The organism is Dyella thiooxydans, from assembly GCF_001641285.1.
Taxonomy (GTDB): domain Bacteria; phylum Pseudomonadota; class Gammaproteobacteria; order Xanthomonadales; family Rhodanobacteraceae; genus Dyella_A; species Dyella_A thiooxydans.
The window spans coordinates 908,704-924,242 of the sequence record NZ_CP014841.1 but is presented as its reverse complement, the minus strand read 5'-3'; the positions used below and the strand labels follow the sequence as shown (position 1 = coordinate 924,242).

Sequence of the window (15,539 nt, the reverse complement as noted above, 5' to 3'; positions counted from 1 at the left end):
CTTTCTCGAGGAGTGCCCATGCCGGCCCTGAGCGCCCGCCTGCGACTGGTGCTGCTGCGGATGACCCGCCGGCTCTGGTTCCGTGCCGCGCTCTACGCGCTGGTCGGCGTCGCCACCGCCCTGCTCGGCACTGTCCTGCGCCCATGGTTGCCGGAGGGCGTGGCGGCCCGCATCGGCGCCTCGGCGGTGGGCAACATTCTCGGCATCCTCGCCTCCAGCATGCTGGCGGTGACCACCTTCTCGCTGTCCACCATGGTCGCCGCCTACAGCACCGCCGGCAGCAACGCCACGCCGCGCGCGGCGATCCTGCTGGTGGAGGACTCCATCGCCCAGCGTGCGCTGGCCACCTTCATCGGCGTATTCCTGTTCAGCGTGGTCGGACTGATCGCGCTCAGCACCGGCATCTACGGCGACAGCGGCCGGGTGGTGCTGTTCGGCGTGACGATCGTGATGATCGTGGTCATCGTGGTGACCCTGCTGCGCTGGATCGAGCAGCTCTCGAAGCTGGGCCGGGTGGCCGAGACCATCGACCGCGTCGAGCGTGCCGCGCGGCACGCGCTGCTCGAACGCGCCGCGGCGCCCCACCTGTCCGCCGCCGACTGGGAGCCGCCTCCCGCGGACGCCTTCGTGCTGCACGGCGGACAGGTCGGTTACGTCGCCCACGTCGACCTGGCGACGCTGCAATCTCTGGCCGATGAGCATGGTCTGACGGTGTGGGTGGAGGCCGTGGCCGGCCACTTCGCCACGCCGGAAGCGCCGCTCGCGCGCCTGTCGCCGCGGCCGGAACCCGGCGTGCACGAGCAGTTTCTCGATGCCTTCGTGATCACCGACCAGCGCGATTTCGAACAGGACCCGCGCTTTGGCCTGGTGGTGCTGACCGAGGTCGCGCAGCGGGCGCTCTCGCCGGCGGTGAACGATCCGGGCACCGCGATCGACGTGCTCGGCACCGTGACCCGCCTGCTGTGCGACTGGGCGTCAGCCGCGCGGCACGCCGCCGGCGACGGCCATCGGCCGCGGCCCGCACCGCGCCACCCGCGGGTGAGACTGCGCGCACTCGATCCGCGTGAGCTTCTCGAAGACGTCTTCACGCCGCTGGCGCGCGACAGCGCCGGCATGCTGGAAGTCGCCATCCGCCTGCACAAGTCGCTGGCAACGCTGGCCGCACAGGGCAACCCGGCCCTGCGCGATGCCGCGCGTGCCCAGGCCACGCGCGCACTGCAGCTCGCCGACGCGAAACTCGCGCTGGAAGAAGACCTGGACCGGCTGCACGAACTCGCCGCCTGGCGAAACGCGACATGAGCGGACCGGCCACTGCGCTGCAAGCGCGATTCCATGCGCGGATCGACGAGATTCCGGCTGCGGACTGGGACGCACTGCGACCGGACGGCAATCCCTTCCTCTCGCATGCTTTCCTGCACGCCCTGGAGCGCACCGGCTGCATCCGCGAGGACTGGGGCTGGGCGCCGCATCATCTGGGACTTTATGACGGCGATCGGCTGGTCGCCGTCGCGCCGCTGTATCTGAAAGGCAACTCGCACGGGGAATTCGTGTTCGACTGGAGCTGGGCCAGCGCGTGGGAGCGGGCCGGCGGCGAGTACTACCCCAAGCTGCTCAATGCGGTGCCCTACTCCCCGGTCTCCGGCGCGCGCCTGCTGGCCGGAAGCGATGCACGGTCGCCGACGCTGCGGCGGGCGCTGGTCACCGCGATGCGTGGCGAGGTCGACCGGCTGGGGCTGTCTTCGCTGCACGCGAACTTCCTTGCGGCAGACGACCTGCCCGCCTTCGACAACACATGGCTGGCGCGCACCGACGTGCAGTTCCACTGGCACAACCACGGCTACGCCGACTTCGATGCCTTCCTCGCCTCGCTCAACCACAAGAAGCGCAAGAACATCCGCCAGGAGCGTGCCCAGGTGGCGCGCAGCGACCTGCGCATCGAGCGCCGCAGCGGCGCCGGCCTGTCGCCGGACGAGTGGCGGCACGTCCACGCGCTGTACGAGGCCACGTTCGATGCCAAGGGCAACCACGCCGCGCTGACCCGCGCCTTCTTCCTTGCGCTGGGCCAGACTCTCGGCGACGCGGTGCAGCTCGCACTGGCGTACGACGCGGAGCGGATCGTTGCCATGGCCTTGCTGATCCAGAGCCAGAGCACGCTCTACGGCCGCTATTGGGGCAGCGCGGTGGACGTACCGGGCCTGCATTTCGAGCTCTGCTACTACCAGGGCATCGAACACGCGATCGCGCGGGGCCTGACCTGCTTCGAACCCGGTGCCCAGGGTGAGCACAAGCTGGCACGCGGCTTCCTGCCGACCTTCACCCACTCGCGCCACTACCTGGCGCATCCGCAGTTCCGCCGTGCGGTGCACGACGCACTGGTGCACGAGACCGCCTCGGTGCGGGCCTACGCGGAGGAACTGCGCGCACACAGCCCCTACGCCCGCGATCGCGCCGCGGAGCCCGGCGCATGATCCGCCTGCCGCTGCTCGACCATTGGCCGCCGCAACGCTTCCCCGACCCGTCGCAGGCACTGGCCGATCCGCCGGGCCTGCTCGCGTTCGGCGGCGACCTCTCGCCGGAGCGCCTGCGTGCGGCCTATGCACAGGGTGTATTTCCCTGGTTCAACGAGGGCGAGCCGATCCTGTGGTGGTCGCCCGACCCGCGCTGCGTGTTCCGCACCGAGCGCCTGCGCCAGCCGAACCGGTCGCTGCGGCGCCTGCTCCTGCGCTGCGGCTGGCATGTCACCGTCGACCGGGATTTCGCCGGTGTGATGCAGTCCTGCGCCGCACCGCGTGACGGACAACCCGGCACCTGGATCAGCGAAGAGATGATCCAGGCCTACCTCGCCCTGCACGCCCGCGGCGACGCGCACAGCGTGGAGGTGTGGGACGGCGACCGCCTGGTCGGCGGGGTCTACGGCGTGGCCTCGGGCCGCCTGTTCAGCGGCGAATCGATGTTCAGCCGCGAGAGTGGCGGCTCCAAGGTCGCGCTGCTGGCACTGGCGCGACTGCTGCACGCGTGGGGATGCCCGCTGCTGGATGCCCAGGTCAGCAACCCGCACCTGCTCGGCCTGGGTGCGGAGGAAATCCCCCGCTCCACGTTTCTGGCCAGCCTGCGGACACTGTCGACTGCAGTATTGGACGAGGGTGTGTGGCGGCGTGTCGAACCGACGCTGGCCACGGCATTGCTGAGCACGCCCTAGCCGCGGCGCTCCCGACGTCACCGTGGTCGTCCTCCGCTTGACGCGATAGGCCAGGTGACTTCTTGCTGCTCGTTTAAGTGCTGGGGAGCTCACTTTCCGACGATGCCGGCACGCGCTGTTCGTCGTAATTTCTTTTCGGCAATAGGCCAACGGTCTTGCTTGAACGAAATAGTGACGACGAATTAACTTCGGACATACATCGCCGTTCACACAACACGGCGATGCCCAGGCTCGCAGCTTCCCCCTAAGTGCTGCGTGCTCCCCCAACCACCCGATGTCGCGGCCAGATCGAGCCGGGATTGGGTGTTCTTTGTCCGGAGTTAACAATGAAGCAAAAAACTCTGCTGGCTACCGCCATCACGGCGGCGCTTGCGCTGAATGCGTGGGCCGTATCGGCCCAGGAAGCAGCCGCCAACAACGCGCCCCCCAGCAACTCCGCCAGTTCACAGGGCAACCCCAAGCAGTTGCAGACCATTGTGGTCACCGGTTCGCGAATCCGCAGTGTCGACGTGGAAACGGCCCAGCCCGTCTTCACCATGACGCAGCAGGACATCCAGAAGACCGGCCTGACCACTGCCGGCGACATCCTCAACCACATGACCGTCGCCAGCGCGACCACCTACGGCAAGGCCAGCGTGCTTGCCTCGAACTTCGAGCAGGGCGGCCAGTACATCAACATGCGCCACCTCGGTGAGCAGCGCGTACTGGTGCTGGTGAACGGCAAGCGTTGGGCGACCGGAATCGACGGCCTCACCGATGTATCCAACATCCCATCGGCGCTGATCGAGCGCGTCGAAGTACTCAAGGACGGCGCGTCGTCCGTCTACGGCTCCGATGCGATCGCCGGCGTGGTCAACTTCATCCTGAAGGACCACTACGACGGCGCCGAGGTGAGTGGATATCTCGGCCAGAACCAGGGCGGCGATGGCACCACTGACAACTATTCGTTCACCGTCGGCGGCTCCAACAAGAAGTCGGCGATCGTGTTCAACGCCAACTTCAACAAGCAGAATACCGTATGGGCGAATAGCCGCGACTGGACCCGCTATCCCTACGGTTTGGCGCATTCCACCGACGCACTGAGCGGCATCAGCCCCTGGGGGCGCTACACCACCGACACCAGCGAAAACTTCAGTGGCCCGTTCTACGTTATCAACCACACCGGTTCGTATGATGGGGTGGGCACGGCCGCCGACTCGCGCGACCCGGCCAATTACCACCAGGGTGTGACCACCGCCGACCGCTTCAACCCGACTCAGCAGATGATGATGCGCATCCCGAGCGAGCTGAAGTCGGTGTTCACGCAGGGGCACTACGACCTCACGGACAACCTGACCTTCCGCGCCACGGGGATGTACTCCGAGCGCGACTCGAGCGCCCAGATCGCCGGTTACCCGCTGACCTCGTGGGCACAGAGCAACTATCCGGTCTTCATCGACAAGGACAGCTACTACAACCCGCTTCCTGGTCAGGACCTGGCTTTCGCGCGCCGGACGTTCGAATTGCCGCGAGTGACGCGCAACAATGCCAAGACTTTCCATTTTGACGCGGGTGTCGAGGGCTACTTCAACGTCGGCGAGCACGAGTGGAGCTGGGACGCGGGCATCAACTACAACAAGCTCGACGGCGTCGTCACCAGCACCGGCAACCTCAACCTGATCGCACTGAAGAACGCGCTGGGTCCGTCGTTCCTCAACGCCGATGGCGTCGTGCAGTGCGGCACGGCGGCCAACCCGATCCCTCTGGGCACCAGCCTGTCCGGTGGCCAGTGCGTTCCGTTCAACATCCTCGGTGGCCCCAACGGGGCGACGCCGCAGGCGCTGGCCTACATCAGCTCGCTCGGCCAGGCGACGTACGGCGATACGTCCAAGATCTACTCGGCGAACATCACCGGCGATCTGTTCAGCATGCCGCTGGACGCGGGTGACTTCAGCTTTGCCGCTGGCGTCGAGCACCGTGACGAATCCGGCTACGACCGCCCGGGCCAGTTCGAGCAGTCCGGTTTCTCCACCGACCTGGCCGCCGCGTCGACCAACGGCAAGTACCAGACGAACGAAGCGTATGTCGAGTTCAGCGTGCCGGTACTGAGGGACCTGCCCGGCGCCAAGGAGCTGTCCTTCGACGTGGCCAGCCGCTACTCGAACTACAGCAACTTCGGCAGTACCACCAACAACAAGTACAGCTTCATGTGGAAGCCGATCGAGGACGTGCTGGTCCGCGGCACTTATGCCGAGGGCTTCCGCGCGCCGACCATCGGCGACATCTCCGGCGGTGGTTCGCAGAGCTTTGACACCTATATCGATCCTTGCGATACCAAGTACGGCGTGGCGGCGACCAACTCGGCTGTAGCCGCCCGCTGCCAGGCGGCCGGCGTTCCGGCGAACTTCCGCCAGCTGGACACGGCCGGGGCGCCGGTGGCCAGCTCCGGTGGCGATCAGGGCACGGTGCCCTTCAACGCCGGCGTGGGCAACATCAACCTGCAGCCGGAAAGCGCCACCACCCGCACGCTGGGCCTGGTTTACAGCCCCGCTTCGGTCCGCGGCCTGGATATCAGCCTCGACTGGTACAAGGTCAAAGTCACCAACATCATCACCAGCATCTCGGCACAGTACGTCATGGACCAGTGCCTGGTGCAGGGCGTGTCCAGCTGGTGCAACGACTTCACCCGCGGCAGCAACGGGCAGATCAACAGCCTCAACCGCGGCAATGCCAACCTGGGCGCCATCCAGACCGAGGGCTACGATTTCGGCGTGCACTATCGACTGCCGGAGTTCTCGTTCGGTCAATTCGTGGTGTCGCTCGACAGCACATACCTGAAGTCCTACGACCAGCAAAGTGCATCCGGCGCCCCGTACGACACCTATGCCGGCACCTGGTCGTACCCGCGCGTGAAGGGCAACCTTGGCCTCGATTGGTCGCTCGGCAATTTCGGCGCGACCTGGGGCCTGCGTTACCAGGGTGCGTTCCGCGACCTGTGCTGGGACGCGGCGGCGGGAATCGAGTGCAACCAGCCCAACTACACCAGCGCCACCTGGGGCACCATCGGCGCCAACCGCAAGGGTGCGATCGTGTTCAACGACGCCCAGTTCCGCTGGAAGGCGCCGTGGAACGCGACGTTCTCGGTCGGCGTAAACAACGTGTTCGATCGTCGTCCGCCGATCACCTACAGCGTGGTCAACAGCGACGCGGCATCGTATGACCCGGCGCTGGACCTGACCCGGTACTTCTACGTCAGCTACAACCAGAAGTTCTGACCAGGCGCTTCATGAAGAGGAATCCGGAGCCCCGCAAGGGGCTCCGGATGTGCCGAAACACGTCCGCGCTGCGCTGCAGGACCGGAGATTCCACTTCGTCTTACACGGCATCGCGGGCTCGACGTCGAGTGCCGCGGAGCACGCATCGCACCAGATTCATCTGATCGCGCCATCAGTCGGTCAGTTCGAGGTTCCAGTAACACCATGGCTACGGCTTGCGCATGGAATGCACAAGCCATCAAGGCACGAAGAGGCCTGATGTCTTTGGTTGCTGACTGGGCCGGCCGCCCTGCTCTCCCACACCCACAGGCGGTCGCTGCTGCCGCGTCGGCTCCCCCCCCTTGCCGACGCGGCCTTTTTGATCCCGTCCCCGGAGCGCACGCCGCTGGCTTCGTCCGCAGCACGCGGCTTCGGTATCCGCCCAATGAAACATCCCCGGAACCCGGAAACCGGAAGCCGCCTCCGCTTCTCGCGACGAGCTTTCGGGACCAGCGCGTCAGGGCGCTGAACGTGACGAGCCCCGGACGATCGGCCGCGGCTCAGGCCTGCGGCTGGAGGGTGAGCACGATCGACGCCGGCCGTCCTGTCTCCGGATGCACCGGTTCGGCGATCCCGCGCAGCGACAGCCCCGCGTCCCGAAAACTCCGCTGCCAACCGGCCAGGGTCCGGAAATACCAGGGCGCCGCCTCCCCGAAGCCGTTCCCGCAGCCAGCCCACGAACCCTCGCGCCAGCCATCGCGATACGGCGCGTCGCCGCAGGCAGCGCACGGATGCAGCGTCTGGATCACGAGGGCACCGCCCGGCGACAGCAGCGACGGTACGGCACGCAGCAGCAGGTCGACCGACTCCGCGCCGAGCAACGAAAAGTTGCAGACCGCCACGTCGGCCTGCTCATGCAGCCCGCCGGCAGCAATCGCGGCGTAGTCCATCACGCGGTAGCGCCCGCCTCCGGCCACCTGCGCGGCTTCGACCAGCGCCGGCACCGCGTCCACGCCGAGCACGTCGATGCCCTGCCCAGCCAACGCACGCGCCAGCCAGCCCTCGCCGCACCCGAGGTCGATCACGCGACCTGGTGCAAGGGCAAGCACGGCAGCGACCACCGCAGCATCGGTCACCAGCCGTCGGCTGGCGATACGCCCTTCACGCACGGCACGGGACCAGGGCAAGGCGTGCCCATGCCAGACGCGCAGGATGGCCTCCTCCGCGTCCATCATCCGCTCAGGCCTCGCGGCTGGCGTAGTGGGTTTCGACGTAGTCGTCGAGGATGCCGATGAACTCGCTGGCGATGTGGTCGCCGCGCAGGGTCATCGCCTTCTCGCCGTCGATGAACACCGGCGCAGCCGGTGCCTCGCCGTTGCCCGGCAGCGAGATGCCGAGGTTGGCGTGCTTGGATTCGCCCGGGCCGTTCACCACGCAGCCCATCACCGCCAGGGTGAGGTTCTCCACGCCGTCGTACTTCACCCGCCACAGCGGCATCTGCTCGCGCACGTGGGCCTGCACGGTCTTGGCCAGCTCCTGGAAGAACTCGCTGGTGGTGCGGCCGCAGCCCGGGCAGGCGGTGACCAGCGGCGTGAACGCGCGCAGGCCCATGGTCTGCAGCAGCTCCTGCGCCACGATCACCTCGCCGGTGCGCGCACCGCCGGGCTCCGGCGTGAGCGAGATGCGGATGGTGTCGCCGATGCCTTCCTGCAGCAGCACCGCCAGCGCCGCGGCCGAGGCGGTGATGCCCTTCGAGCCCATGCCGGCCTCGGTCAGGCCCAGGTGCAGTGCGTAATCGCCGCGCGCGGCAAGGTCGCGGTACACCGCGATCAACTCCTGCACGCCGGACACCTTGGCCGACAGGATGATGCGCTCACGCGGCAGGCCGATCTCCTCAGCCTTGGCGGCCGAGTCCAGCGCTGAGCGGATCAGCGCCTCGCGCGCCACGTGGGCGGCGTCCCACGGCTGCGCGCGGCGGTGGTTCTCGTCCATCAGCATGGCGACCATGGACTGGTCCAGCGAGCCCCAGTTGGCGCCGATGCGCACCGGCTTGCCGTACTCGATCGCCTTCTCGATGATCGCGCCGAACTGCGCGTCCTTCTTCTTGCCGAAACCGACGTTGCCGGGGTTGATGCGGTACTTCGCCAGCAGCTCGGCACAGGCCGGCTCGGCTTCAAGCAACTGATGCCCGTTGTAGTGGAAGTCGCCGATGATCGGCACGTCCACGCCCATCATCTGCAGCCGCTCGACGATGCGCGGCACCGCCGCGGCTGCGGCCGGCGTGTTGACCGTGATGCGCACCAGCTCGGAACCGGCACGAGCCAGTTCGGCGATCTGCCTCGCCGTGCTGACCGGATCCTCGGTGTCGGTGTTGGTCATCGACTGCACGACGATCGGCGCACCGCCACCGACGGTGACCTTGCCGATCTGCACGCCGACGCTGGGACGGCGCGGTTCGGCTTCGGCGGGACGCGGGGCGGGCTGGGAAGATTCGCTCATGGGGACGGCTTGGACACGTGGCCGCGGGGACGCGGCGGAAGCCTGCAAGGATACCCGATGCGCCGGCGCGCTCCCCAGCCGGATCAGCGCACGGTGTGTCGCAGCGCGGCCTGCAGCAGGCGCCGCTGCACGCGATCGGACAGCGTCGCCGCCCGCTCGAAGCCCATCCGCGCCAGGGCCTCGACCTCGCCATCGACGGCCGCTCCCGGCCGCAGCCAGGCACGCGCGATGGCCAGCCGCCCGCGCCACGTCCGGCTGCCCCGTTGCAGCCAACCCAGCGCCGGCAACAGACGCTGTTCCACCTCGGTGAAGTCGCTGCCGAACGGAAAGGTCGGCGCCAGCCCCCGGGCCTTCAGCGGCGCCAGCGCCTCGGCCAGCACCTCGGGCAGATGGCGCCGCCACGCATCGGGAATCGCGAAGTCGGCGCGCAGCTTGCCGTGGGCCTTGGCCTCGGCGGCCAGCGCTTCGACGAAACGGGCATCGCACACCGAAAGCATCGCCTCGATGCACTCTTCGTCGGTCTTGCCGCGCAGGTCGGCCACGCCGTACTCGGTGACGAACAGGTCGCGGAGATGCCGCGGAATCGTGGTGTTGCCGTAGTTGAAGCGGATGTTGGTCTCGACTCCGTGCGGGCCGTCGCGGGTGGCCCGCAGCAACAGGATCGAGCGCCCGTCCGCCAGTTCGTGCGCCATCGCCACGAAGTTGTATTGACCGCCCACGCCGCTCACCACGTGGCCGTCCTCCAGCCCATCGGACACGGCTGCCCCGGTGAGCGTGGCCATCATGCAGGTGTTGAAGAAGCGCGCGCCGCGTCGCTGCAGTGCGGCCAGCACCTGGTGGTCGCCATACAACTGGTTGACGTTGGAGACCCGGCACATGTCGATCGCATCGGGATCGGCTGCCTCGGTCTCGTCGAGCCAGCGGTAGAGCTCCCGCGAACCGAGGAAGAACGCGCCGCGCAGGTAATGCCCGCCCGGTGCGTCGCCCGGCAAGCGACCGGCCACCGCGGCCCGCTCCAGTGCGAGGTTGTCCCACGAACGGCGCTTGAGGATGCCGCCGCGCTGCAGGTGCATGAAGCCATCCATCACCATCTCGCTGGCGCCGTAGAGGCCCTGGCGGAGCGGCTCCATGCCACCGAGCTGCAGCGCCAGCGTGTGGCTGACGTAGCCGGTATCCAGCGCCTCCAGCGCAGCGCGCCAGGCCAGGTTGTGGCGCTGACGCAGCAGTAGCGACTGCACCAGCGCGTCGGACAGCGCGCCAATGCCGATCTGCAGGCAGCCACCGTCCCTGACCAGCGCGCTGGCATGCAGGCCCAATGCGTATTCGGCCGCCGACACCGGCTGTCGTGGCAGCGCGAAAAGCGGTGCGGCGTGCCGCGGCGCCAGTTCGATGTCGAAATAGTCCTGCGGCACCTCGGCATGCCCGGACAGATATGGCAGATCCGGATGAACCACCGCCACGCACAGCGGTCGCGGCTTGCCGGAAGCCACCGCGCGCTCGAGGAAATCCAGGGTGAGGTCGGGGTTGCACGACAGGCTGTAGCGCACGCCGTCGGGTGTCTCGCGACGCGCCACCAGCTGCACCAACAGGTTGATGTCCTGCACGGCCAGGTCGCGCGCCACGTGGGTGTAGTTCTGGCTGATGTAGCTGCGCTGGGCGCTGCCCGAATGCAGCATGGCGCCGGACTGCATGTAGAACTCGTGCACGGCGACGTTTGGCGGCAGCGCATCGCGTGCCTGGTCCAGCGCATACTCAGGGTCGACGCAATCCTCGCCGAAGTGGCGTGCCAGGAAGGGCTCGAGAAAACGTGCCTCCATACCCGGCTTTGGCCGTGGCCGGGTCAGCGAGAGCGCGGTATACAGGGTAAGCGAGCGCGCCGGCTGCGCCTTGATCAGCGCGTAGATCGCATTAAGCAGGCCGTGCGGCTTGCCCAGGCCCAGCGGCGCCGCGACGCGCAGGTCGGGACCGAGCCGGTCGGCAATCACCTGGGCACAGGCGGCAGTGTCCGTGAACCGTTGCTGGAGAGGCATGGCCGGATCATGCCAGAAGCCCGAATTGCGGAGCATGCCCTAGACTGCCCGCATGGCTTCCTCCCCGTTCGAAACCACCCGTCCCGACCGCTTGCTGGCTGCCCAGGCATTGAGCCGCGCGGCCGGCGCGCCGCTGGTGGCAGGCAATGCCGTGGAGCTGCTGATCGACGCGGCAGTGCACTACCAGCGCTGGCTGGCGGCGATCCGCCAGGCGCGCTCGCGGGTGCTGCTGGAGAACTACATCATCCGCGACGACGCGATCGGCCGGGCGTTCCGCGATGCGCTGGTCGAGCGGGCGCTCTCGGGGGTATTCGTCGCGGTGCTGTACGACTGGGTCGGCTGCCTCAACCAGTCCGGCGCGGCGTTCTGGAAGCCTTTGCGCGAGGCCGGCGGCCAGGTGCGCACCTACAACCCGCCCCAACTGGGCAAGCCGTTCGGCTGGATCAGCCGCGACCACCGCAAGGTGCTAGTGGTCGACGGCGAACTGGGCTTCCTGTCCGGCGTGTGCATCAGCGAGAAATGGCTGGGCGATGCCGCCCGCGGCGTGGCGCCCTGGCGCGACACCGGCGTATCGCTGCGCGGACCGGCCGTGGCCGAGGTGGAGGCGGCCTTCACCCGCAGCTGGTCCGGCAGCGGCGGCACCCTGCCCGCCTGGACGCCGGGAAGCAGCGACCCCATGGGCCAGGTGGCCCTGCGGGTGATCGCCACCGAGCCGTCCACCGCCGGCCTGTACCGGCTGGACCAGCAGATCGCCGCGATGGCCCGCCGCACGCTGTGGCTGACCGACGCCTACTTCGTCGGCGTGGCGCCCTACGTGCAGGCGCTCGCCGCCGCCGCCCGCGATGGCGTGGACGTGCGCCTGCTGGTGCCGGGCAGCAGCGACATCCCGATGGTCGCGGGCCTGTCGCGCTCGGGCTACCGGCCGCTGCTGAAGGCCGGCGTGCGGGTGTTCGAGTGGAACGGCTCGATGATCCATGCCAAGACGGCGGTCGCCGACGGCCAATGGGCACGGGTCGGCTCATCCAACCTCAACATCGCCAGTTGGCTGGGCAACCGCGAGATCGATGTCGCGGTGGAAGACGAAGGCTTCGCCGCCCAGCTCGCCGGGCAGTACGAGAAGGATCTGGCCAATGCCACCGAGATCGTGCTTGCTCCGCGACCGCGCCGTCGCGGCGAGCGGGTGCAGCCGAGCGACGGGGCCCCGCCGCGCACACGGCCGTCGCGTCCGCCGCGCGGCGGACGCGGGAGTTCCGGACGGGCCGCCGCCAGCGCGCTGCGCCTGGCCAACACGGTCGGCGCCGTGCTGACCGACCGTCGCGTCCTCGGCGATACGGATACCGGCCCGTTGCTCACCGGTACCGCGGTGCTGGCGCTGCTGGCCATCGTCGGAGCCCTGTGGCCGGCCATGCTGGCCTGGCCGCTGGCACTGCTCGCCGCCTGGTTCGCACTGAACCTCGGCGTGCGGGCCTGGCGCAGCCGCCGGGCGCATCTGGACCGGGGCGCGTCGGAAATCGACGAATAGAAATCGTCATTTTTTGCGATTTTATTCATGAAGTTACATCGCATGCCTGAGGACTGGCATGCATGACCAGCTGCAAGCACATGTCCTGCGTGACCTTCGTGCTAACCTGCGCCGCTCATGTCCACGTTCGATCCCTTCCCCGGAGGCCCGGCACCCGACGCCGGCGCCCCGCGCCGCATCCTCACCCCCAGCACGCTGAACCGGCTGGTCCGCGGGCTGTTGGAAGACGCGCTGCCGATGGTGTGGATCGAGGGCGAGCTGTCCAACGTCGCCCGCCCCGCGTCCGGGCACCTGTACTTCACGCTCAAGGACGCCGGCGCCCAGGTGCGCTGCGCCATGTTCAAGATGAAAAGCAGCCGGCTCACCTTCAAGCCGATGGACGGCATGCAGGTGCTGGTGCGGGCGAAGGTGGGCCTGTACGAGCCGCGCGGCGAGTTCCAGCTGGTGGCCGAGGCGATGGAGCCCTCCGGCGAAGGCGCGCTGCGTCGCGCGTTCGACCAGCTCAAGGCCCGGCTTGATGCCGAGGGCCTGTTCGACGCTGCACACAAGCGGCCACTGCCCCGCTACATCCGCCGGCTCGGCGTGATCACCTCGGCCACCGGTGCGGCGATCCGCGACGTGCTGAGCGTGCTCGGCCGGCGCTGGCCGCTGGTCGAGGTCGACGTGCTGCCGGTGCCGGTGCAGGGCAAGGAAGCACCGCCGGCGATCGAGGCGATGCTGCGCAAGGCGTCCGCCAGCGGCCGCTACGACGCCCTGCTGCTGACCCGCGGCGGCGGTTCGCTGGAAGACCTGTGGGCGTTCAACGACGAAGCGGTCGCCCGCGCCGTGCACGCCAGCGCGGTGCCGGTGGTCAGCGCGGTGGGCCACGAGGTCGACTTCAGCATCGCCGACTTCGTCGCCGACCTGCGTGCCCCCACGCCCTCGGCCGCGGCCGAACTGCTGGTGCCCGACGCGGCCCAGATGGCGCGGCAGCTGCGCCTGCTCGAGCAGCGCCTGGTCACTGTCGAACGGCGCAAGCTGCAAACCCTCGACCAGCGCGTGGACCAGCTGTTCGCGCGCCTGCAGGCGCAGCGTCCGCAGGCGCGACTGGGCCGCGACCGCGATCGGCTGACGAACCTGCACCGCCGCCTGCACGCGGCGCTGAGCGCCGGCAGCACGCGCCGCGAACGCCGGCTGGAGCAACTGCTCGCCCGGCTGCTGGCACAGCATCCACGCCACCGCCTCACCCTGCTCCACCGCAGGCTCGACGAGCTCGATCCGCGTCTGCGCCGCGCCATTGCCCGCATGCTCGAGCGCAAGCGGCTCACTCTCGCCCAGGTCGCCCGCGCGCTGCATGCGGTCAGTCCGCTGGCCACGCTGGAACGCGGCTACGCCATCGCCTTCGACGCCCGCGGCAAGGTGCTGCGCTCGCCAGCCCAGGTCGAGCCCGGCGATGCGCTGCGCATCCGGCTGGCCGAGGGCGAACTGGCCGCCCGCGCCGGCGACTGACCGGCGCATCCACGTCCGCACCACGTCGGACGCACGACACTGTCGGCTTCCCCACCGGTCCGCACCGGAGACCTCGATGCTCGCCAAGTCCTATCCCTACTACCTCGCCAACCGTCCGCAGACGTCAAAGCAGACGCTCGAGGTCCGCGACAAGTTCAGCGGCCGGCTCGCCACCCGCGTGGCGGTGCCCGACGCCCGCGCCACCGAGAAGGCGATCGCCGCCGCAGTGAAGTCCGCGCCGGCGATGCGCGCGTTCAAGCCGTGGCAGCGCCAGGCGGTGCTGCAGCACTGCGCCGAACGCTTCGAGGCGCGCCGGGACGAGCTCGCCCGGGCGCTGTGCATCGAGGCCGGCAAGCCGATCCACGATGCGGCCGGCGAGGTCACCCGGCTGATCGAGACGTTCCGCATCGCCGCCGAAGAGGCTGTGCGCATCAACGGAGAGACGCTCAACCTGGAGATCGCCGGCCGGCTCGACGGCTACCACGGCTACACGCGTCGCGTGCCGCTGGGGCCGGTGAGCTTCATCACCCCGTTCAACTTCCCGCTCAACCTGGTGGCGCACAAGGTCGCCCCGGCGATCGCGGCGGGTTGTCCGTTCGTGCTCAAGCCGTCGGAGAAGACCCCGATCGGCGCGCTGATCATCGGCGAGGTGCTGGCCGAGACCGATCTGCCGAGGGGCGCATTCTCGATCCTGCCGCTGGACGGCGCGCATGCCACGCCGCTGGTGGAGGACGAGCGCTTCAAGCTGCTCTCCTTCACCGGCGGCCAGATCGGCTGGGAGCTGAAGGCGCGCGCCGGGCGCAAGAAGGTCACGCTGGAACTGGGCGGCAACGCCGCATGCATCGTCGACGCCGACCAGGGCGACAAGCTCGATCACGTGGTCGAGCGGCTGGTGTTCGGTGCGTTCTACCAGTCCGGGCAGAGCTGCATCAGCGTGCAGCGGATCTACGCGCACGTGGACGTCTACGAGGCGCTGAAGCGCAAGCTGGTCGCTGCAGTGAAGAAGCTCAAGACCGGCGACCCGAAGAAGAAGGACGTGTTCCTCGGCCCGATGATCGACGAAGCCGCCGCCGAGCGCCTGCACGGCTGGATCGCCGAGGCCCGCCAGGCCGGGGCCAGGCTGCTGTGCGGCGGCGAGCGCGATGGCGCGATGCTCGAGGCCACGCTGATGGAAGACGTGCCGAGAGAGGCAAAGGTCAACCGGATGGAAGCCTTCGGCCCGTTCGCCCTGCTCGCCCTGTTCCGCACGCTGGACGAGGCGGTGGCGCAGGTCAACGACTCGGACTTCGGCCTGCAGGCCGGCATCTTCACCAACCGCCTCGACCACGCCATGCGCGCCTGGGACGAACTCGAGCAGGGCGGCGTGGTGATCAACGACGTCCCCAGCTTCCGCGTCGACAACATGCCGTACGGCGGCGTGAAGCTCTCGGGCCTGGGCCGCGAAGGCGTGCGTTATGCCATCGGGGACATGACCGAGGTGCGCCTGCTGGTGATGCGCGAGGGGTGATGAAGCGGAACAGCACCCGGTAGGAGCGCACCCCGTGCGCGACGGCGCGCGGCGCAAATCA

The 15,539-nt window shown here is 68.6% G+C and carries 10 protein-coding genes; 7 read left to right on the top strand and 3 right to left on the bottom strand.

What is annotated here, in order from left to right; genetic code table 11:
- The first annotated feature begins 18 nt into the window (after window positions 1–18).
- From ATSB10_RS04305 to ATSB10_RS04290, 4 genes are all read left to right on the top strand, one after another.
- Window positions 19–1,299 (top strand): DUF2254 domain-containing protein, encoded by a 1,281-nt coding sequence (locus tag ATSB10_RS04305; protein ID WP_063670758.1) that lies wholly within the window; start codon window positions 19–21, stop codon window positions 1,297–1,299.
- On the top strand, window positions 1,296–2,468 hold the full coding sequence (locus ATSB10_RS04300) for a GNAT family N-acetyltransferase (protein WP_063670756.1): 1,173 nt from the start codon (window positions 1,296–1,298) through the stop codon (window positions 2,466–2,468). Before ATSB10_RS04305 ends, ATSB10_RS04300 begins: the two co-directional genes overlap by 4 nt.
- Window positions 2,465–3,199, top strand: a complete 735-nt coding sequence (gene aat, locus ATSB10_RS04295) for a leucyl/phenylalanyl-tRNA--protein transferase (protein WP_063670754.1) — start codon at window positions 2,465–2,467, stop codon at window positions 3,197–3,199. Before ATSB10_RS04300 ends, aat begins: the two co-directional genes overlap by 4 nt.
- Before the next feature lie 326 nt (window positions 3,200–3,525).
- Window positions 3,526–6,453, top strand: a complete 2,928-nt coding sequence (locus ATSB10_RS04290; RefSeq protein WP_063670752.1) for a TonB-dependent receptor domain-containing protein — start codon at window positions 3,526–3,528, stop codon at window positions 6,451–6,453.
- Between the two features lie 539 nt (window positions 6,454–6,992).
- Here ATSB10_RS04290 and ATSB10_RS04285 read toward each other — a convergent pair.
- The 3 genes from ATSB10_RS04285 to ATSB10_RS04275 form a co-directional block, all read right to left on the bottom strand.
- Window positions 6,993–7,667 (bottom strand): class I SAM-dependent methyltransferase, encoded by a 675-nt coding sequence (locus ATSB10_RS04285; RefSeq protein WP_063670750.1) that lies wholly within the window; start codon window positions 7,665–7,667, stop codon window positions 6,993–6,995.
- Window positions 7,668–7,671: 4 nt separating this feature from the next.
- Window positions 7,672–8,931 (bottom strand): flavodoxin-dependent (E)-4-hydroxy-3-methylbut-2-enyl-diphosphate synthase, encoded by a 1,260-nt coding sequence (ispG, locus tag ATSB10_RS04280; protein ID WP_063670748.1) that lies wholly within the window; start codon window positions 8,929–8,931, stop codon window positions 7,672–7,674.
- A gap of 83 nt (window positions 8,932–9,014) precedes the next feature.
- Window positions 9,015–10,961, bottom strand: coding sequence for an acetyl-CoA hydrolase/transferase C-terminal domain-containing protein (locus ATSB10_RS04275; RefSeq protein ID WP_063674329.1), 1,947 nt, complete (start codon window positions 10,959–10,961; stop codon window positions 9,015–9,017).
- Between the two features lie 52 nt (window positions 10,962–11,013).
- Here ATSB10_RS04275 and ATSB10_RS04270 point away from each other — a divergent pair, with 52 nt between their 5' ends.
- The 3 genes from ATSB10_RS04270 (at window position 11,014) to ATSB10_RS04260 (ending at window position 15,478) form a co-directional block, all read left to right on the top strand.
- A complete protein-coding gene (locus ATSB10_RS04270; RefSeq protein WP_063670745.1) occupies window positions 11,014–12,483 on the top strand; it encodes a phospholipase D-like domain-containing protein in 1,470 nt (489 codons plus the stop codon).
- A 117-nt stretch (window positions 12,484–12,600) separates the two neighbouring features.
- On the top strand, window positions 12,601–13,971 hold the full coding sequence (gene xseA / locus ATSB10_RS04265) for an exodeoxyribonuclease VII large subunit (RefSeq protein WP_063670743.1): 1,371 nt from the start codon (window positions 12,601–12,603) through the stop codon (window positions 13,969–13,971).
- A 76-nt stretch (window positions 13,972–14,047) separates the two neighbouring features.
- On the top strand, window positions 14,048–15,478 hold the full coding sequence (locus ATSB10_RS04260; RefSeq protein ID WP_063670741.1) for an aldehyde dehydrogenase family protein: 1,431 nt from the start codon (window positions 14,048–14,050) through the stop codon (window positions 15,476–15,478).
- The last annotated feature ends 61 nt before the right edge of the window (window positions 15,479–15,539 follow it).